Origin of the sequence: Vibrio proteolyticus NBRC 13287 (assembly GCF_000467125.1) — a bacterium.
In the GTDB taxonomy this organism is placed as follows: Bacteria; Pseudomonadota; Gammaproteobacteria; order Enterobacterales; family Vibrionaceae; genus Vibrio; species Vibrio proteolyticus.
The window spans coordinates 1-19,653 of the sequence record NZ_BATJ01000012.1; the positions used below are offsets into that span (position 1 = coordinate 1).

At 53.0% G+C, this 19,653-nt stretch carries 15 protein-coding genes and 1 pseudogene; 5 read left to right on the forward strand and 11 right to left on the reverse strand.

Annotated features, from left to right (window positions below):
• The 9 genes and pseudogenes from VPR01S_RS14810 to VPR01S_RS14850 all read right to left on the reverse strand — a co-directional run.
• On the reverse strand, positions 1 to 2,337 hold a 2,337-nt coding region (locus VPR01S_RS14810; protein WP_021706163.1), incomplete at its 3' end, for a retention module-containing protein.
• Between the two features lie 305 nt (positions 2,338 to 2,642).
• Positions 2,643 to 3,410, reverse strand: a complete 768-nt coding sequence (locus VPR01S_RS14815) for a LytR/AlgR family response regulator transcription factor (RefSeq protein ID WP_021706164.1) — start codon at positions 3,408 to 3,410, stop codon at positions 2,643 to 2,645.
• The gene (locus VPR01S_RS14820; RefSeq protein WP_021706165.1) at positions 3,382 to 4,455 is read right to left on the reverse strand and encodes a sensor histidine kinase; all 1,074 of its coding nucleotides are present in this window, start codon (positions 4,453 to 4,455) and stop codon (positions 3,382 to 3,384) included. Before VPR01S_RS14820 ends, VPR01S_RS14815 begins: the two co-directional genes overlap by 29 nt.
• The gene (locus VPR01S_RS14825) at positions 4,455 to 5,684 is read right to left on the reverse strand and encodes a hypothetical protein (protein ID WP_021706166.1); all 1,230 of its coding nucleotides are present in this window, start codon (positions 5,682 to 5,684) and stop codon (positions 4,455 to 4,457) included. The genes VPR01S_RS14820 and VPR01S_RS14825 overlap by 1 nt, the downstream gene beginning before the upstream one ends.
• A gap of 1 nt (position 5,685) precedes the next feature.
• A complete protein-coding gene (locus tag VPR01S_RS14830) occupies positions 5,686 to 6,450 on the reverse strand; it encodes an outer membrane lipoprotein-sorting protein (protein ID WP_021706167.1) in 765 nt (254 codons plus the stop codon).
• The gene (locus VPR01S_RS14835) at positions 6,443 to 7,702 is read right to left on the reverse strand and encodes an ABC transporter permease (RefSeq protein ID WP_021706168.1); all 1,260 of its coding nucleotides are present in this window, start codon (positions 7,700 to 7,702) and stop codon (positions 6,443 to 6,445) included. The genes VPR01S_RS14830 and VPR01S_RS14835 overlap by 8 nt, the downstream gene beginning before the upstream one ends.
• Positions 7,690 to 8,372 (reverse strand): annotated as a pseudogene (locus tag VPR01S_RS14840) (ABC transporter ATP-binding protein). Before VPR01S_RS14840 ends, VPR01S_RS14835 begins: the two are co-directional and overlap by 13 nt.
• Before the next feature lie 9 nt (positions 8,373 to 8,381).
• On the reverse strand, positions 8,382 to 9,014 hold the full coding sequence (locus tag VPR01S_RS14845) for a hypothetical protein (RefSeq protein WP_021706171.1): 633 nt from the start codon (positions 9,012 to 9,014) through the stop codon (positions 8,382 to 8,384).
• A 188-nt stretch (positions 9,015 to 9,202) separates the two neighbouring features.
• Entirely contained in the window at positions 9,203 to 10,111 is a 909-nt protein-coding gene (locus tag VPR01S_RS14850) for an aldo/keto reductase (protein ID WP_021706172.1), read from the reverse strand.
• 94 nt (positions 10,112 to 10,205) lie between these two features.
• Between VPR01S_RS14850 and VPR01S_RS14855 the strand changes: the two genes are divergently transcribed.
• The gene (locus tag VPR01S_RS14855; RefSeq protein WP_021706173.1) at positions 10,206 to 10,616 is read left to right on the forward strand and encodes a helix-turn-helix domain-containing protein; all 411 of its coding nucleotides are present in this window, start codon (positions 10,206 to 10,208) and stop codon (positions 10,614 to 10,616) included.
• Here the strand turns inward: VPR01S_RS14855 and VPR01S_RS14860 are convergent.
• Positions 10,576 to 11,172 carry a hypothetical protein gene (locus tag VPR01S_RS14860; protein WP_021706174.1) on the reverse strand — a complete coding sequence of 199 codons (597 nt, stop codon included), beginning with the start codon at positions 11,170 to 11,172 and terminating at the stop codon, positions 10,576 to 10,578. The genes VPR01S_RS14855 and VPR01S_RS14860 overlap by 41 nt on opposite strands.
• Before the next feature lie 125 nt (positions 11,173 to 11,297).
• On the opposite strand from VPR01S_RS14860, the gene VPR01S_RS14865 reads away from it, so the two are divergent.
• Positions 11,298 to 12,338 (forward strand): alpha/beta hydrolase family protein, encoded by a 1,041-nt coding sequence (locus VPR01S_RS14865; RefSeq protein WP_021706175.1) that lies wholly within the window; start codon positions 11,298 to 11,300, stop codon positions 12,336 to 12,338.
• Here VPR01S_RS14865 and VPR01S_RS14870 read toward each other — a convergent pair.
• On the reverse strand, positions 12,330 to 13,370 hold the full coding sequence (locus tag VPR01S_RS14870; RefSeq protein ID WP_021706176.1) for a helix-turn-helix domain-containing protein: 1,041 nt from the start codon (positions 13,368 to 13,370) through the stop codon (positions 12,330 to 12,332). The two genes, VPR01S_RS14865 and VPR01S_RS14870, sit on opposite strands and share 9 nt — an antisense overlap.
• Positions 13,371 to 13,577: 207 nt before the next feature.
• Between VPR01S_RS14870 and VPR01S_RS14875 the strand changes: the two genes are divergently transcribed.
• From VPR01S_RS14875 to VPR01S_RS14885, 3 genes are all read left to right on the forward strand, one after another.
• On the forward strand, positions 13,578 to 15,629 hold the full coding sequence (locus VPR01S_RS14875; RefSeq protein WP_040902854.1) for an alpha-amylase: 2,052 nt from the start codon (positions 13,578 to 13,580) through the stop codon (positions 15,627 to 15,629).
• A gap of 324 nt (positions 15,630 to 15,953) precedes the next feature.
• Positions 15,954 to 17,195, forward strand: a complete 1,242-nt coding sequence (locus VPR01S_RS14880) for an outer membrane protein transport protein (RefSeq protein WP_021706178.1) — start codon at positions 15,954 to 15,956, stop codon at positions 17,193 to 17,195.
• Positions 17,196 to 17,214: 19 nt separating this feature from the next.
• Positions 17,215 to 19,599, forward strand: coding sequence for a VolA/Pla-1 family phospholipase (locus VPR01S_RS14885; RefSeq protein ID WP_021706179.1), 2,385 nt, complete (start codon positions 17,215 to 17,217; stop codon positions 19,597 to 19,599).
• Positions 19,600 to 19,653: the final 54 nt, after the last annotated feature.

Genomic DNA, 19,653 nt, shown 5'->3' on the forward strand with positions numbered 1-19,653 from the left:
ATTGTCGTCCACAATGGTAACCGGCAGCGTCATGCTGTCACTGTCACCGTCAAAATCGGTGGCGATGATCGGGAAGTCCAGCGTCAGGCTGTCGCTGCCCGGCGCATGGTCAATCGGCCCTTCCAGGGTAAAGGTATAAGTGCCGTCCGGGCGCATCACCAGAGTGAACACCGCCTCGCCATTGGCGGTCGCGGTGTAGGTAAAGCTGCCGTCGGCATTGGCGGTTTCCACTAACGTGACCGGATTGCCCTGGGAGGTCAGGCCGTTAAGCGGATCGGCGCTGCCGTCCAGCTGGTAACTGACCACCCCGTCCGAGCCTTGCGTGGTGGTGAACTTGCCATCGACACTGACCGGATCGCTCTGATCGGAGCCAATGTTGGCCAAATCGTCTTCGCTGACATCCAACGCATCCACATCATTGATGGTCGGAACGTCATCTTTTACTTCAATCACAATCTGCGCCGCTTCAGAATCTTTCGCCCCTGGAGTCAACGAAGAGCGGTCGCCATCGGCATCAACGGCATACACTGGCAGATTGATGTTCAAGGATTCGTCGTTTGCGCCCGTATGATCCAATTGCTCATAGAGGTTAAACTCGTATTCTCCCAGAGACGGAGAATCCAGTTTGATATCAAACACGGTCACGCGGCTGCCATTCAGCTCAATGTAACCTTCATAGGTGCGTACACCATTAACGTCTGACACCAACTCCAGTTGAATCACCTGCCCCTGAGACATCAGAGCACCATTCTGATTAAACTCCGCAGGTTCCAGTTCAAAGTGATCGATAATGTCACTGCCTTGAGTAGCACTGATGGTCCCACTACCTGACGTGATGGTGCTGCCTTCCTGAGACCCATCGGTCACACCAGACTCGTCCAGCGTTAAGCCGCTCACATCATCAATCACAGGGTTGTCACCGTCGATGATGCTGATGTTGATGGTGTTGTTCACCGTATCCTGATCAAAGTCGACGATGGTGGTTGGCAATGACAGTTTAATGGTGTCATCGCTGTTGGTCTGCTCAAGCGGTTTGAACTGCTCGAACTGGAATTTTCCGTCAGTGCCGACGGAGACCGTCAGTACGACCTCGTCACTGCCGGCAATCGTCACAGTAATTTTTGTGCCATCTTCAGACAGAGTGGCGGCTACCGCCTGATTATCACTCATCAGGCCATCAAATTGCGCCAGCGCGGACGAGTCAAACGTCACCGATTGCAGTTCATCACTGCCAATTTCAACCAAGGTGCCTTCAATTACAGCACTGGACGACTCAATATTTTCAATATTTACATCTTGCGGCGCAGGATCCACACCATCGTTGATGCCAACCACCACATCAATCGGTTGTTGAATCGCATTCCCCCCAGTATCTGTACCAGTGATGTCGAAGCTGATGTTGATCTGATCGCCATTAATGGCAACCTGACCACCCCCGACTGACGGGACATGATCGATCGGTTGACTGATCGTCGTGGTTACATCCAACTGAATATTTTTGCCCACCGAAGTGGCTGTGATGTCAATGCGCAGAACTTCACTACCATTGAGTTCACCAATGATGGCATTACTGGCAGCGTCATAGGTAAAGGTCACCGGCTGTCCGGAAGACGTGATATCTGAATTGAGTTCCGCCAAAAGAGAAGCAAGAGAAACCGGGTCCGGAACAAAAGACGTGGCATCCAGAGGCAAATCGCCCGCCTGAACCAAAGTTGAAACTGTTATAGACTGCGGGTACGTCGATAGGGTCAATGAACCTTCTGTCAGTTCGCCTGCCAGAGATTGACCGCCAGCAGCAAACACCAGCGGATTAAACGGGTCTTCATCCTCAGATTCAAAGCTGTTGTTAAAACCTGCGGTTTCAAAGAATGTCGCGGCCAGTACTTCCGGCCCAAGGTAGTCCACCGTCACGAAACCGGCGTTCGCAGAACCATCACTGCCACCCGCGGCGGTTGGATCAAGAATTTCGGTCGGGTCAGCGCCGGCCAGAATGGCTTCCTGGATGGCGAGAATTTCATCGGCGCCAAAGCCCGTGTTATCCAGTTGAGTCGGATCAATGGCAACGGCGCCCCCCAGCGGAGTCTGAGCCAATGCCTCGAATGCGGTGTCCTCACCGTGTGGCTGTGCCAGACATGCCACACAGTTCTGGTCGACGACCGTTGGCTGACCATTGATCATTACAACAGCAGAAGCATCGTTGACCGTCAGAAGAATCTCCCCAGCCAGCAACTCATCACCTGGGCGAACCACTCGGGCCAGCCCTTTTTCATTGACAGCGATGACTTCCCCGTTGACTTCTTCAACCATCGCTTTTTGCAGCAAAACATTTGTACTCATCCGACCCTCACGACTTCAGGAATCCGTTGTATCGCGTCCATAAAGTGTAGATAAACCACGACTTTTACGCGCGACCACATCTTAGTTGATTCTGTTCTTTCAGCTATGCAACTTAACAGGTATTAGTATACCGGAGAAAACTCTAACTGACGGCAATTAACCAGAATTAATCTATTGTATCTATTGGTGACAGAACATACATGAAGTTGACGATAAGGACTAGTCAAATTATTGGCGAATTCTATTTTTTGTACCTTCAGTTAACCTGGGTATCAGGTTTGAACATATTCCCGGCCTGCATATCATTAATTCTGATGAAATAACGCCTGCATAGCACGACTGACTGACAACTTCGCATCACCAATGTACACATGCATTTTGCCACTAAAATCCTTCTTCACCTTGTCGATCGCCGAAACATTGACTCCCGTTGAGCGATGAATTTGCCAAAACTGTTGTGGGTCGAGCTGGGTGAGCAGCTCGCGGAGTGAGGTACGCAACAAAAACGTATCGTGCAGGGTCACTAGAGTGACGTATTTGTCTTCGGCTTTCAGATACAACACGTCGGTGGCCGCGATCAGGTGAATTTCATCACCTTTCGAAGCTTTAATCCATTGCAGATACTGTGGGCTGACGTCACGCGATGCATGCTCGATTTTTTCCAGCAACGATGCCAGTTGCAAAGGCACTCCCACGTCACCGCTTTGGAGGCGAGATTGCAACTTCCGCACACATTGCAGCAGACGTTCCTGACACAGCGGTTTGAGCAGATAATCAACGGCATTGGCCTCAAAAGCCGCGAGCGCGTACTCATCATACGCCGTCACAAACACTACAAGAGGCGCGCTTGTCTGCCTGGATAGCTGCCTGGCCAGCGATACCCCGTCCAGTCCCGGCATACGGATATCCAGAAACGCAATCTGAGGCTGCAACTGGGCGATCAGCTCCAGAGCCTGTGCGCCGTTTTCGGCACTGGCCAGCACATCGAGCTGGGGCCAGACGTCTGCCAACTCTCGTTTCAGATGGTGACGCAGTAAAGGTTCATCATCCGCAATGATCGCAGTCACCGACATCCGCTTCTCCTTGTGTTAACTCTTCGATTGCAATGGTAATGCGTGCGGTTACACCGTTACCCGGGCTTTCCTGAATGATCAGGCGCGCCTGTTCCCCATACAGTGCCATGAGTCGCTGACGAATGTTGGTCAATCCCAACCCGCTTCCACAGGTATCCGGAAATGTTCCCAGCCCGGCGCCGCTGTCTGAAACTTCAATCATCAACCGTTGTGCATTCTCTGTCACGGTCACCGTCACTGCACCGCCGCGCGGCTGCGGCTCAATACCATGCTGGATAGCATTTTCAACCAGAGGCTGGATCAGCAGCGGTGGAAGCATGAGGTCGTTGTCACCGCATCGGTTGTCAATCACGTAATCCAACCGGTCGCCCAATCGAATTTTCTGAATACCTAAATACGCTTCAAGTAACGCCAGTTCGTTGTTCAGGGAGCCTTGCTGACTGCGTGTGGTGTTCAACGTCGCGCGAAGCAGTTCTGTGAGCCGGTTTAACATCTGTTTTGCGTCCTGAGGCGCGGTATCAATTAACGCCTGAATATTGGCCAGCGTGTTAAACAAAAAGTGGGGTTCAATCTGGCTTTGCAACTGCTTTAACTGACTCATGAGCAGCGCTTTGTCCTGCTCAGATTGCTTGCGCTTGGCCGTTTCCAGCGCCTTCTCTGCCAGCAAGCGCTGTTCATGCGCATAAAAATAGACGAAGCAAACGACAGTGAAGATAAAGCCCAGCACAATCACTGGTTTCATCGCGGAAAAGTGACTGAACTTGGGGTATTTACTCAGCCACCAGTACGCATTCAGCGTGCCGATAACCATGGAGCTGGACACCGCGAACAGATTCACCTGACGCGACGACCAGTTCGGCTTTAGCAACGCGATAAGATGTGCCGCAATCACTGCACTGAATCCGTACCCAAAACTGATCGCCAGATGTTCCTGCAGCTTACTTGGCCATATTGTCTGAGTGGCAAACGCAATGGCCACACAAAACAGCGCGGTGAACAGCAGGCTTTTTGCACTGTCGTACATATGTTGCTTGAGTTCAGACATCAAAACTTTCCTTTCAGGTTTAACAGAATCATATGCTTATCCGGTAGGTTGGCATAAGCAGATTCGGAACGTCCGGTGTAAAAACGTGCGGCAACTTCCACTTCCACAGACGTCGTACCACTATCCCAGGCCAGATAGTTGAACCACTGTGTGGCAATCACTCCGCCATCCTGTGGCGCGATCAAGACATCGGTGGTCGGAGTGAAATCATCCAGCCAGTTTTGAGTGCGGCTCCATGACCATTCCCGCCAGGCAGTCGCCGCCATCGTCCAGTGCAGCATGAAATTATGTTGCACCAGATTGGCATGGCTGTATCCCGCCGCGAGAGACTGTGCCAGAGGCGAGCGCTGCCACTGCTGTGCGCTTTGCCGCACATTTTGCCACTCAGACTGGCTCCAGGCCCGGCTGTCATACCAGTATTCTGCAATGATGTTATGCCCGCTAAGACTGGCCCAGTTCAGACCCAGCAACCCCTGATAGCCACTGCTTTGCGTCTTCAACTCAGGGGCGAAAGCAGAGCTATCTGTGACATAAGAGAGATAGCGATTCTGATACAGCAGTGAGCCGTGCCACTCCCAAGCCGGATCAAGAACGGAGATCACCGACATTGCCAGCAGGCCACGCCTGACATCATCGTAATATGCGATGCCCTGCCACTCGGTATCACCCTGTAAGAGATAGCGGCGGATACCGATGCCTTTTTGCTGCGCCGCCTGTTCCAGCTCACTGCCCTCTTGCTGCGTCCAGGACGAATCGGTCGCCACGACACTCCAGTCACCCAGCGCATCAAAATGCGACAGCAATAGCGTGCCTGCCCCTTCTTCAACCTGAATGCCGACCGGATGGCGACGATACGGTTTAAAGATGTCCAGCGGCCGGTAACCGTAACCAACGCCCCAATCGAGACGCAGTTTTCCTGCTGTCACATCCACACTGCCAAAGCTGTGATGCCAGAACCACTCCTGGATCATGACCTCTCCGTCATGGGCTTCTTCGTCACTGCTGAGCACGTTCGTTGCGCGCAAGGCAAGGCGCCCAGTCATGCCTTGCCAGTGGGTCTGCACATCCAACAATGCATCGAGTGTCTGGCGCTCGGCGTCAGTGGGTGAGAAAAACGGGCTGTCAGTACTTTGTGCTGTGGCAGCGCTCAACGTCCAATCCCAGTCAAACGAGACATCTTCAGCCGTACAGCTCAAAGGACACAGCAGCAACGCCAACAAGATTCTCATCTCACCACTCCACCGCGTCGCTTCGGGCCAGATAAGCCGGGTTATAGTACTTGTCGTCTAGGTTCACCGGGACAATGCTTTGGTATTCAATCACGGTTTTTTTGGCTGGCTGAATACGATCAAACAGTGTCATCGCAACCACTCGGCGCTTGCCATCATCATCACCGGCATGAAACCGTGCCTGCTTCGCCAGCTTACCGGAACGTAAATAAAGATCCGCTTTAAGTGGGAAATCGTCGCTGGCAGTGAGCCACAAGGTAATGCGTTGATAGCTGGCTCCGTCAGTGGCGGCCGACAACTCAAGTCGATTCGCCGTAACCTGCTGTCCGTCAAGTGCCAGGATCTCTTCTGCCTGCCATTGCCCGTGGTAATCATCACTCCATTTCAAGGTCGAAATGTCGCCGATGGAGGCTTCGCCCAACAGCTTTTGCATCGGAGTGATGCGAATGGGTCGACGGCTTTTGGGCATCAGCAACCAGTAATTATCCCCTAGCATCAGCATTTTCTGCCCAGCTTCAACCTGCGACTTAAAAATCACCAGCGACTGACGTTCTGGACGGGTATAAACGTCGTAACGACGAGTCTTGTCCTGTTCTCCGTTTTGATACAGAGTCACCAACGACACCACATGTGCCGATGCCAGATCAAGACGGAAAGCATCCGCGTGCGTCAGCATTTTCTCTACCCGTGATAGCTGCGCCAAGGACGGCACACTGAACAACATCAGTAACGCCATCAGAGTAACGTTTTTCGGATAACTACACATAAATCAATGCCTCCGTAATCGGTTTGTTGACCCCTTTACGCGCCGAGAACCAGGCCGCTGCAATACAAATCAGCAGCACCCCCACTGCGCTGTACATCAGCAACTCGGCTGAGAAATAGATATTGAGCGGATAACCCTCAGTTCTGCCCGGAGGAGGTGGCATCTGTATGTCTGCGACCATCAGTCCCAGACAGCTCACCGCCGTTAACGCACCGCCGATGAGTGCTCCCAGTATCGCCAGCAGCCCCGCTTCGCGAATAAAGCCCGCGATAATTTCAGAGGGATAGGTGCCGAGCGCTGACAGCGTGCCTATTTCCCGGGTTCGCTCGGTGACCGACATCGTCATGGTGTTGAACAGAGCGACAAAGACCACCAGAGCCATAACCGCCCCCATGATGCCGAAAATACGGTCGTACAGAGCACGCACTTTTTTGTAGAAGAAGGCCCGTTCCTGCCAGGGCGTTACGGTCAGTGGCTGCGCCAGCGTCATACGGCTCAACTGATCTTCCACCCATGCCTGCATCGCGACAGTCCGGCTGGTCTCGAACAAAAACAGCGCTAGCGTGCTGACTTTGTCCGTCACCAGCAATGACTGCGCAGAGCTCAGATGGATGTAGAGCTGACGTTTATCCAATTCCGGTACGCCGGTCGAATAGATACCACGAACTTTAAAGTCATAGGCATTCAGAGCGCCGTCACTGGTCGTGGCCAGTAATGTAACCCAATCCCCAACCGACACATTGAGGTTGCGTGCCAGATCCAGCGCTAACATCACCTCCGGCTCCGCTGGGTCATAACGCTGCGAATCAACTGAAGACAAAGTGTTTCCCTGTCTGACGTCAAGAAACGGCCCTTTCATATCGAATTCGTGTTCATCGACACCGTGCCCGACAAAAATGGTGGATTTACTGCCATTTGAGACCAGTCCGCTGAACTCTATCCGAGGCTGGACACCTCGCACATCCGGGTGGCCGATCAACGCTTTGGTGAGCGCGTTGGTGCCGGCCAGACCATTTGCCAGAGGCGTTTCTTCATCCTTGATAAAATAGTCTGGTTGGCTGAGAGTCAGATGGCCGGTGTCCCGTGCCGTGGACTCTTTGAGCGAATCGTAGGTGTAGAGACCAAACCCACCCGCACTGGTCAGGGCAAACACTGCAATCGCGATGATCAGCACCGAGAGCAGGCTGCGCCGACGGTTGCGCATCAGATTCAGACACGCAATTTTCACATGAGATAGAATCAGCTTGCCCATTTCATCGTCTCCTGTATCAGTGCACCGTCCACCAGGTTCATGACCCGATCACAGCGCGTCGCCATCCGTCCATCATGCGTCGCGACAATAAACGTCGTGCCCATGTCATGGCCAAGTGACTTCATCATGTCAATGACGGTGTTTGCCGTCTGGCTGTCCAGGCTGGCCGTAGGCTCATCCGCAATCACAATTTGTGGCTGATGGATCATGGCCCGGGCTATCGCCACCCGTTGTTGTTGCCCTCCGGACAGATTGTCCGGACGATGAGATTCGAAGCCCCCCAACCCGACTCGCTCAAGAATCTGATGGCCAAGCCGCTGCTGATCACTGATCGCCACACCATTAAGCATCAATGGATACACTACGTTTTCCAACGCTGTCATAATCGGTACCAAATTGAACTTCTGAAACACAAATCCCATTTGTGAACGACGGATCTGGGCCGCTGCGTGCGATCTTTAGGCCAGGACACCTGATCAAGTTCAATCTGCCCCTGATAATCCATGTCCAACAGGCCAAGCAGGTTGAGCAGTGTGCTTTTTCCAGATCCTGACGGACCGCACAACGCCACCATTTCACCGCGCTGCACTTCGCCACTGACACCGCAAAGCGCCGGCACTGACTGATTGCCAAGACGGTAATGTTTCTCGATTTGACTGAATTTCAGCATGAGACCTCCTTAATCCGCTTGGGCCAGCAAGGCTTGCGCCTGTTGGGTGTAGGGATTCTCTGCATTGTGGACAGCCATCAGACGGGTCCATTGCTGCGCGTGCTCGATATCATTGGCACGCAGTGACGCCTTGATCGCATAGAAGTAAATCCAGGCGGTGGCTGCAAAAGGTTGCTGGGTAAATACCGGCTCGCTAAGCAAGGTCAGATAGAGGTCGTAACCACGCTCGAAGTGATTGAACATGTCCGGTAATGAGGTATAAGTGGCCGCCGCGATGGCCGTCGTCAATACCGACTCAGGCACCCCCTGGCGAATCAATTGCTCCTGCAGCGGTTGAGGATTGGCACTTTGCAGGCGTAAACCTTTGGCGATGGTAGACAGCCCCTGTTCAGTGTATTTCATTTTATTCCATGGCATCAGAGCATCGCGTCCCATTAAGGTTTGCGTGCTACCGAGATACACCAGGCTAAGAGGGTCTGCGCCGTGCGATTCAATTTGCTGATGGAGAGTCTGATACACAGGCTCGACATGGGAGGGGTCGCCTTCAGCCGCAAGATTGTACTGATCGATCAGTTGGTCACTGGGCGCGGCATACAATGGCACGCTGACCAGCAACAGCGAGGTAAACAATGTCAATTTCATGGCGGTCTTCCTTTTCGTCTTTGGTAACTCTCAGACTAAAAGACCCCCATGGGTGCCGCTGGACTTTGCGACCAACGGTGAATACACACCGTGAACGGCAGATAAACGGGACGAATGGGCAGCGTTCAGGCAATAAAAAGGGCAGCCGACGCTGCCCAGGGAATTTACAATGTAAATACAAGCTTGGTTTATGGCACACCGTGTCCTTTCGATGCCACCCATACCCGGAACCACTGCTCGCGGGTCAACTCTATGTCCAGAGCCGCCACCGCGGATTCCACGCGCTCGATCTTGCCGGAGCCAATGATCGGCAGCGGGTTTGACGGCAAGCGACGCACCCAGGCATAAATAACCTGATCGATACTTTTCGCACCAACTTCCTCACGGATCGCTTCCAGCTCAGCACGCACGCGCGCTGATTGCTCGGTTTCGCCGGAGAAAATACTGCCTCCACCGAGACAAGACCATGCCATTGGGCGGGTGCGCAGCGTCTGCATTTGATCCAGTGTACCGTCGTGCGCCACCTCAAAATTAAGCGGATTAATTTCCACCTGATTGGTCACCAGCGCTTTGCTCACTCGCGATTGCAACAATTCAAACTGACGCGGGCTGAAATTCGACACACCGAAATGTTTTACTTTGCCAACTTTGTGCAGTTCGGTAAAGGCTTCCGCTACTTCATCGGCATTCATCAGCTCATCCGGACGGTGAATCAACAACACATCAATTTCATCCACCCCGAGGCGCTGCAATGAGTTATTCACTGACTCATAAATATGTGACGCGCTGGTATCGTAATGATTGATGCGACGTTGTGGAAATTGATCCGAGCACAGTTTGATATCACATTTGGTGACAATCTGAATCTGCTCCCGGACCACCGGGTCCAGTTGCAACGCTTCACCAAACAACTGCTCGCACTGGTAATTTCCGTAGATATCCGCATGGTCGACGGTGGTAATCCCCAGTTCAATGTGTTGCTTGAGGAACGTCAGCCGCTGCTGCGGTGTCATGCCCCACTCGGCCAGTCGCCAGTATCCCTGAACCAGCTCAGAAAACTCCGGCCCCTGAGGTGCTATCGCTACTTTCTCCACCATGACTTCTCTCCTGTAAAAATCTGCCCATACCTTATGCTTGTTTCAACAACGGCTCAACGTATACTGAGCACAAAATCGAACTGGAGTACGAGTTTTGAGTTTTTCCGAGCGACTGAAAAACCTGATTGGTGAAGAAAGCATCAGCGGCTTTGCGCGCCGTGTCGGGTTGTCCGAGGGGCTGATCCGAAAATACCTCAAAGGCAGCGAGCCAAGTCTGAGCAAAGCCAATCAAATCGCACAACGGGCCAATTGCTCACTGGAATGGCTGGCAACGGGGTGTGGCTATCTTTATCGCCGTGCGGAGGTGGTGGATATGGAAGCCTACCGCATTGCCTATCAGCATATAACCGGTCAGCCATTGGCAGACGAAGAGCAACAACGACTGATAGTCTCAGGCTATCAATACCTGCGCGCGCACAAACGCGCCGACGGTTACCTGGATGAATCGGCGATGATTGCCTTCCTCAATCGTCATCCTCGAGAACATCTGCCCGAATCAGACTAAGCTGAATCTGCTGTCCGTCACTGGTCAACTCTGCACGCAGCACAGGGCTCGGGCGATCCCACAGACTTAACGCCACCCATTGCTGGGTCATCGAGAGCGCACTGCCAGGCTGATTGATGAACGTCACCAGCGCTCTGTCTGCGGCGGCACGCCCCTGGCGCTGCACCGCCTGCCGAACGTCAAAACAACGCGTTTCAACACACGCACTTTCGATACCATATCCCGAGTGTCGCAAACTTAGCTGCAAATCAGCGTAGTTTGCCGGCGAATAAACCGCCCGCAACACTGCGCGTCGCAAGCGGTCGCCCGAGACAAACCATTCTGCTCTGACAGTGGTGTGCGCAAAGACAAAGTCATCACTGCAAATGCGTTCTCGTTCCTTCTCCAGTCCACAATCATACAAACGGCGATCCTGCTCAGCCATATCGACCGTCCATAACGGTTGCCGGATATCGACAAACGGTTGTAAGAAGTCCGGCGCGGCGAACAGTGACGGCGAGAACATCACCAGCCCAAAAACTGCCCAGCGGCACAGCAGGTACGCATGTTTTTTCACTGTTGGCTCCTTAGTTAGCACCGTTCTAAAACCCGATTGAGGACGACCTCGATCGCGATTCAGGTCTCTTGGCATCTGGACTGAGCGCTATTGTTGGCTCTCTATCCCATAAAGGACATCACACCATGTACAAATGTATTATCGTTATCGCGCTGCTGCTCACTAGCTTAACTCAGGTGCAGGCAAACGACGTCGGTTTTCTTCAGTTTCGTGCTGATAGCCAGACATCCCGGCCATTACACATCAGCGTCTGGTACCCGACATCACAATCAACCCCTTACAGCCTGATTGCCGACAATCCGGCTTTTGTAGGCACTCGGGTCATTCGTGATGCCAGTGTCAAACCCGGCCGTTTTCCAGTGGTAATCCTGTCTCACGGATACCGGGGAAACTGGCGCAATATGAACTGGCTGGCAACACGACTGGCAGCATCCGGCTATCTGGTGACCGCTGTCAATCACCCGGGAACAACATCCCGAAACCACGCGCCTCAAGATGCCCGGCAGTGGTGGCAACGCCCGATTGATCTCTCACGAACACTGGACAGTCTGACTCAACACCCCCTCTGGGCAGAGCATATCGATCAGCGCGACATCAGTGTGATCGGCCATTCCTTAGGTGGCTGGAGCACTCTTTTGCTAACGGGTGCCGAAGTGGACCGCGAACAGTTGAGCCGCGAATGTCAACGCTCGCCAAACCCAAGAACATGCGGTGTAGCATCAGAAATGGGCTTGTTTGCCCGGCAAGACGACGAGCCACCACGTCACCCCCTGCGTGATGCGCGCGTCAAACGCGCGATCCTGTTGGATATCGGCCTGGCACACAGTCTGTCAGTGAGCAGCCTCAGGCAGATTGACATACCGGTACTGATTCTGGCCGCAGGTGTCGATATTGGCGATCTTCCCCAGAGCCAGGAGTCGGGTTTTTTATCCGAACATCTGCCTCTTCGCCACACCCGCTACCGGGTCTACCAACAGGCCATGCACTTCAGTTTCTTGCAGTTGTGCAAACCTGATGCCCTGACGATGCTTGAGCAAGAAAGCAAGGGTGACAGCATTATTTGTCGAGATGCTGTCGGCACACAACGGGCAGCTCTGCATCAGACAATCTATGAGGACATTACCGCCTTTCTGCACCAGCATCGTAGTCCAGCACCATCATTGTAAACTGGAGCAGCTATCGCGGCCTTGACGACGAAATGCACTGGGCGTGACACCGGTGAGCCTGGCAAATTCCCGGTTAAAGTTCGACTTGGTCTGAAAGCCGGCACTCAGATAGATCTCGGTAACGCTCTGATCTGTCGTAATTAAGAGCGTTTTAGCATGCTCCACCCGATAACGGTTGACGAATCGAGACAGGTTCTCACCATGAACATGATTGACGGCGCGCGAGATCTGACGTGCGGGGATCATCATCTTGCGCGCTAGGCGATCCAAGGTGAGATCCGTATCAAGATACCATTTATGCTCGCACATCAGATCATCCAGTCGGGCGACAATCTGGCACCGTGCGTCATCGTCGTTTTCCGCTGCCAGTGGCAACGGTTCCGGATCGGTGAAGTTATCGGGTGATAATACCGTTAGAGATGGCATGGTACGGCTGGCCAAAATCACCACCGCCACCAGTGCGGGTAACATAATCAGGTGTGCCGCAGACACAATCGTCAGCACATGCTCTCCACTGAACACGGCAAAATCGATGGCCAACAATGCATCGACCAGCGCGGAAAACAGCAGTAACCCGGCGCCAAGTCGCTCATTGAGCACAAACCAGCGGCTGTCTTCCAATCGCACATACGCGGCAGGTTGTGTGGACAGTCGCCATAACGCCACGCCATACACAAGGGAAAGCCCCACTAGCGCCACATCAATAGGCCACGGCCACCAGGGATATATGAACGATCCCAGAAGTACCGCCGCTGGGCCGGAAAAATGCCACCAAGACACGCTTCCGGCTCGGTGTGCCGGCATAAAGCAGCACCATGCCAGTACCGGAATCAATGCAGCGACGGCAGGTTGCAAAAATCGCAGCAAGGCAATGTCCAGACTCCAGCGTAATCCCACCAGGCTCAGCGACACGGCGCACACCAGCACAAATCCGCACACCGGCTTTCCACTTTCTGGCCGCCTGAGGTAAATCAGCCCGGCAACCAGCATGAGTAACAGTGAGAGCACCATAGGCAGGGGAATGTAAATCATGAACGTCTCATGTCCTTAACCAACGTCAAACAGTCGCTATTTCATACTATTGCATGGCCGTCCGTCAAACCTATTGCACGCTCTACGCCGCCTGAAGACGGTTTGTGAGCGACGGCAAATTTCGGGGCGTAGGCTCTGGGAAGGATGTGGCTGGTTTAGCCACGCAGTATCATGAGCAATGGATAACAATAATGACAGGGAATGAACATGAAACTGAAGGCTTTATCGATGGCACTGCTGCTGGCTTCGCCCGGTCTGTTTGCCTCACCCAATCTAACTATTTCAACCACCACCAACAGTCGCGATTTTCCACTGTCAGCCGAAACGCCGCTGGTCATCCCTCTGACCAAAGGCAACTACACGCTCAAAATCACAGGGGTGGAAGGCAACTGCCAGGCAAACGACGAGCAGAAAGTGAAGTTCAATACCCCGATTGCACTGAACTGTCACCAGGCCACTGAGCTGTCGCTGCCCATCCGTTTCAGCGGTGATTACGCCTTTTATTATGATGCGGCAGCGCTTACGCTGACCTTCAAACGCCAGCCTAAACAGAGCTCGAAGCAAGAATTCAAAAGGCCTATTCCAGATGTTCGTTGTGAAACCTACGCGGGCGGCTCCGTTACCCTTCAACTGGGTGAAACATTTACCGACGGCACACTGCTCAGGGACACCCTGTCGGGGCAACGCGTCATCGTCAAAGATCATCAGGTGACCCTAACCCCGTCACCCAGCAGTGGTGGGCTGATTTTACTGGAGCCGGCTGAACACACCAGCGAGGAAGCCAGTTTCACTTATCACAATGCCAACATCTATTTTGTGATGGTCGATCGCTTCAATAACGCCGATCCAAGCAACGATCACAGTTATGGCCGTAAAAAAGACGGCCAACAAGAAGTCGGTACCTTTCATGGCGGTGATCTCAAAGGGGTGATCGCCAAACTGGATTACATCAAGAGCCTAGGCAGCGACGCCATCTGGCTCTCTCCCATCGTGGAACAGGTTCACGGTTTTGTCGGCGGCGGAGACAGCGGTAGTTTTCCTTTTTACGCCTACCACGGCTATTGGACGCGAGATTTCACCAAAATCGATCAGAATTTCGGCAACGAAGACGATCTGAAAACATTGGTCGATGAAGCACACAAGCGCGGGCTCAAGGTGCTGCTGGATGCCGTGTTAAATCATGCAGGTTATGCCACGCTGGCCGACCTGCAACTCGATGGTATCGAGGTGGTCAACACCAGTCAGATGCCTGCCAGTTGGGCCGACTGGGTGCCGAAGTCCGGTGAAAACTGGCACAGTTACCACCAGGCCATCAATTACCAAAGCCCGGAGTGGGCCCAGTGGTGGGGAGCCGATTGGGTACGTGCAGGATTGCCCGGTTACCCTCAGCCCGGCTCCAGCGATATCACCATGACACTGGCCGGCTTACCGGATTTCGTTACCGAGTCCACACGCGGCGTCACTCCTCCCGAATGGTTATTGAACAACCCGGGGACTCGCGTGGTCCGCCGCCCGGACTATACCGTCACCGATTATCTGATTGAATGGCAGACAGACTGGGTGAAACGGTTCGGTATCGATGGTTTTCGGGTCGATACCGTCAAACACGTGGAAGGCGAAGTATGGAAACGCCTCAAGCAGCAGGCGTCCGACAAGCTGGAACAGTGGCGGGGGCAACACCACCTCAGCGGCGAACCGTTCTGGATGATGGGAGAAGTCTGGGGACACTCAGCTTATCGCAGCCCGTACTTTGATGACGGCTTCGATGCACTGATCAATTTCGACCTGCAGAAAAAGCTCGATAAAGGCGCGGCCTGTTTTAGCCAGATGGCTGACACCTACCAGAATTACGCCAATAGCATGCAGCAGTCCGCAGACTTTATTCCGGTCAGTTACATGTCATCCCATGATACGGAACTGTTCTTCGGCCGCTTCAAGTCATTTGAGATGCAGCGCAACGCCGCCAGTGCTTTGCTGCTGAGCCCCGGCGCGATTCAGGTTTATTATGGAGACGAAATCGGCCGACCTGTTGGTCCGTATGCGGATGATTTTCACCAAGGTACACGCTCGGACATGGTGTGGGATCTCAACGCACAACGTCAGGCCTTATTGCAGCACTGGCAAACGGTCGGCCAGTTCCGTCAGCGCCACCCAGCAATAGGCGCAGGAAGCCATACGGTAATTCCACAAAACAATGCTTATGTGTTTTCCCGCACATTAAATAAGGATAAAGTCGTAATTGCTTATGTAGGCCGTTGAAATCTGAAAAGACGCTATCCTATTAAGGGCTCGCCAAAAGCGGGCCCTTTAATATTTCTCAATATCTTACTGTGACTGAAACCGAACAATATCGCCTGAACTGGCACGTTCGAGCATATTTATCTGCATATTATGCAAAATAGAACTGGTCAAACCTGCAATTATTAAATTGTCGCTATGTAAGCTTTTGTTTATTCTCCCTTCCTTTCAAAAAACTCAATTCCGGTCACATATTAATCAAACAGTTTCTTTGACATTCCGGTAACACAATTTTAACATCATTGAGAACTAACTATAAAAACCATGGTCCTTGGAGGTCCAACAATGAACATGAAGCACTATTCAACGCTCTCCCTGTGCATTCTGATGGCGACACAAGCTCATTCTGCGGGCTTCCAGGTTGCCGAGCACTCTGCATCTGGCTTGGGACGTGCCTTCTCCGGTGAGGCAGCCGTTGCCGACAATGCCGCAGTTCTGGCGCGAAACCCTTCTGCTATGACACTCTTCGATCGCGCTCAGTTCTCCGGTGCACTGACGGTGATCGATCCGGAAGTCGACGTATGGGATCGCACCAATGGCGAGTCCGCTAAAGATGTGGCACCAGTCCAGTTCGTTCCAGCGGCTTATTACATCAGCCCGGTAAACGAAAAGTGGGCCTGGGGCATCGGTATGTTCACCACCTACGGCGTTGCCACGGATTATCCGGACAACATTCAGGCCGGCGATCTGGCTGGTGATACGTCACTGATCTCGGTAAACCTTAACCCTAGTGTGGCCTACCGAATCAATGACAATTTCAGTATCGGTGCCGGTGTGAACCTAGTGTATGCACAAGCGGAACTGACACGTCACAAAGGTGCGTTGGCCCCATTTTTTGGTGGCAGTGCTTCAGACAAATTGATTGGTCTGGAAGGCGATACATTCGGCTGGGGCTGGAATGTGGGCGCCATGTATGAAATCAATCAAAATAACCGCTTTGGCTTCGGTTACCGATCAAAAGTGGATCTGGACTTCGACGATGGTGAGTTCAAAAGCTACGATTCTGGCATTGCCTCAAAGTCAACCGTCGACGGGCGCCTTGAAATCAGCTTGCCAGCCATCTGGGAAATCTCTGGTTTCCACCAAATCACCGAAGCGTTTGCCGTTCACTACAGCTACCAACATACCGACTGGAGCACCTTCACTGAGCTGAAAGCCACTTCATCTGACTGCAATAACGGCACAGCTGGCGAGTGTTTCCTCAAGAAAGAAGACTACGACGACAATGGTCGCTGGTCTCTGGGTGGCACCTACCAGTTTAACCAGAACTGGATTGGCCGCATCGGCTTTGCGTACGATGAACAGGCAGGTGAAGCCACACTGAGTATTCCAGACAGCGACCGTTACTGGTACTCGGCCGGCCTCACTTATATCTACAGTCAGAATCTGAGTGTGGATGCCGGTTTTGCTCTTGTACGGAGTAAAGATGGTTCGTTTAAAGAAACGGATGCCCTGGGTAATGAGCTGACCTTCGACTCTGAAGGTAACGCATATATCGGGTCCGTCCAATTGAACTACGCTTTCTAACCAGCAAGGAGCTCTCATCATGAAACACGGAATTAAACTTTCTCTGCTGACGGCTGCCTTGCTAATGGCAGGCTGTGGTGACAACTCATCCAGCAGCACCAACGAACCGCAGTACGAATCTTACATTCAGGAAGCACTGAGCCGCGATACGACGATTAAATTCGCCTTACAAGGTACCAATGCCAGTGTACCGCTACCCTCTTTCGCGCTAATGAATACCAGCGACGGTACGCTGGAAATTCCAACCGAAGGGGATGACGGACTCACCAACCCGCGTGCCTCAATGGGCACCATGGATGGCTGGTCCACGACCATGCCACTGCTGATGGATTTTGAGGGCGCAGGTCTGGCTGACGGACTGGTCACTTCCGGCATTTATCTGGTTGAACTGACCGACAGCATGACAGGCTCACCCAGCGTGAAATCAGTGCTGGTTCAGGGGACCGATTTTGTCGCTGTAGCGGATTCCGCCAGCGATCGGATTAATATTGTGCTGAGCAAAGACCTCAACCCAAGCAGCGAATACATTCTTGCCATCACCGATGAAGTCACTGACGTCAACGGCGATCCGGTGGGCACATCCAGCAGTTACGCCGCTCTGAAATCGAAATCCAAGATTTATGAAACCGGCGCAGTGGCATCCGCTCAGCAGGTCACTCAGGGTGTCGAAACCATCTTTACTATGGCGGGTATCGCGGACACCACTGACATCATCTATTCAACCTGGTTTAGCACCCAGTCTGTCGGCGACACGTTGTACGCCGTTAAAGGCGCAACTGCCACTGCGTTGAATCAAGACGGTGGCCTGGCCAGTGTCTGGAAAGACGGCGCCAACCCGAACAACGTCGATCTCTCGACTGCTTACGCGATGGTGTTCGGCACAACGCAGGACTTCAATACTGCCATCGATAACGACGCCGACTTCGACAAATACATTGACCCTGACGGCACTAAAAAAGCCGGCATTAAAGCGTTGTATACAGGCTCTGGTGCAGACGTGAATGTCACTCACGGACAAGTGGCGCTACCTTATTATCTTGAAACTGACGCCGACTGGAACAGCCAACCGATGGAATCAGCCATGCCAAGTCTGGCACTGATTAAAGAGGCGCTGGCTGATGACAACGAAAAAGCCATTATCGGCGCGCAATTGCTGGCGGCGGGCATTGATGCCACCAAACTTGCGACCGATGTGACGGAGCAGCTGAAACTGGTTGGTCTGACACTGACCAAATCTGACGGCTCTGTGCTGGACGAGGATCGTATTCTAACCCGCTACGCGCCGGTACCGCAGGTGAAATCACTGCAAAATGCGGAGTTCCTGCTATTTACGCCAAACGGCGGTAACCCGACCAATGTGGTGATTTACCAGCACGGCATTACTTCTGCGAAAGAAAACGCGTACGCTTTTGCGTTTAACCTTGCTCAAGCAGGCATTGCAGTCATCGCGATTGACCTGCCGCTACACGGCAGCCGTAGTCTGGATGACAGCCGCTCCGCAAACGCGGATGTACTGGCTTACCTCAACCTGAACAATCTGGCGGTAGCGCGTGACAACGTGCGCCAGAGTGTGCTGGATGTGCTGGGACTGCGCGCCAGCCTGGTCACGTCACTGCAAGCCGGTTTGCTGGTGGGATCACCACTGCAGTCGTTTAACCCAATGACAGGTTCCGAAGTAAAACTGCTGGGTCACTCTCTAGGTGGGATCGTCGGCACGACAGCCGTGGCGGCAGGCAATAAATCGCTTGGTAGCGATGCCGCGGACATGCTGTACAGCTTCAGTGGTGCGTCAATTCAAAACTCAGGTGGTCAGATCGCAAATCTGTTGTTGGGCTCCAGCGAGTTTGGGCCGCAGATCAAGCACAACCTAACTTCAGCCCTGTCTGCTGACTACAAATCTTACGCAGACAGCAGCTGTTCCGCAGATAAACAAAAAGAGTGTTATGAGCAGTTTGAGTCAATGGCCACAGCAGAAACGCTGGCGACGCTGGCAGGTGGATTCAGCGAATTTGCTTACGCGGCGCAAACTGTGCTGGATACCGTTGATCCGTATACCAATGCGAGCAATCTGCTGACCTCAGACAAAGTGAACATTCCGTTTTACATGACGGAAGTGGACCAAGACGACACGGTGCCGAACTCAGTGACCAACGCGCCGTTTGCCGGTACCGAGCCACTGGCTGCGAAACTGGGTCTGGCGACGGTGAATTCAAGCACCGCTCTTAGTGATGGAACGGCAAGCTTTGTACAGTTTAACAGCACCGCGCTGCACTCGACATTCGTCGCGCCTCAGCAAAGCGATAACTCAGATCTTCCGAACTATGCGCAAATGCAGACCAGCAACGGTGAGTTTCTTGCAGCAGGGACTTTAGTCTCCGCTCCATCGGTAGCAACACTTAAATAAACTTGCTTGAATGGCATAAAGGCTCTCAATGATAGCCTCTATTCTTTTGTCACA

Coding starts and splice junctions, on each gene's coding strand:
- VPR01S_RS14815 (WP_021706164.1), bottom strand. CDS start 3,410: ATGTCGGTGACTGCGATCATTGCGGATGATGAACCTTTACTGCGTCAC.
- VPR01S_RS14820 (WP_021706165.1), bottom strand. CDS start 4,455: ATGTCTGAACTCAAGCAACATATGTACGACAGTGCAAAAAGCCTGCTG.
- VPR01S_RS14825 (WP_021706166.1), bottom strand. CDS start 5,684: ATGAGAATCTTGTTGGCGTTGCTGCTGTGTCCTTTGAGCTGTACGGCT.
- VPR01S_RS14830 (WP_021706167.1), bottom strand. CDS start 6,450: ATGTGTAGTTATCCGAAAAACGTTACTCTGATGGCGTTACTGATGTTG.
- VPR01S_RS14835 (WP_021706168.1), bottom strand. CDS start 7,702: ATGGGCAAGCTGATTCTATCTCATGTGAAAATTGCGTGTCTGAATCTG.
- VPR01S_RS14845 (WP_021706171.1), bottom strand. CDS start 9,014: ATGAAATTGACATTGTTTACCTCGCTGTTGCTGGTCAGCGTGCCATTG.
- VPR01S_RS14850 (WP_021706172.1), bottom strand. CDS start 10,111: ATGGTGGAGAAAGTAGCGATAGCACCTCAGGGGCCGGAGTTTTCTGAG.
- VPR01S_RS14865 (WP_021706175.1), top strand. CDS start 11,298: ATGTACAAATGTATTATCGTTATCGCGCTGCTGCTCACTAGCTTAACT.
- VPR01S_RS14870 (WP_021706176.1), bottom strand. CDS start 13,370: ATGATTTACATTCCCCTGCCTATGGTGCTCTCACTGTTACTCATGCTG.
- VPR01S_RS14875 (WP_040902854.1), top strand. CDS start 13,578: ATGAAACTGAAGGCTTTATCGATGGCACTGCTGCTGGCTTCGCCCGGT.
- VPR01S_RS14880 (WP_021706178.1), top strand. CDS start 15,954: ATGAACATGAAGCACTATTCAACGCTCTCCCTGTGCATTCTGATGGCG.
- VPR01S_RS14885 (WP_021706179.1), top strand. CDS start 17,215: ATGAAACACGGAATTAAACTTTCTCTGCTGACGGCTGCCTTGCTAATG.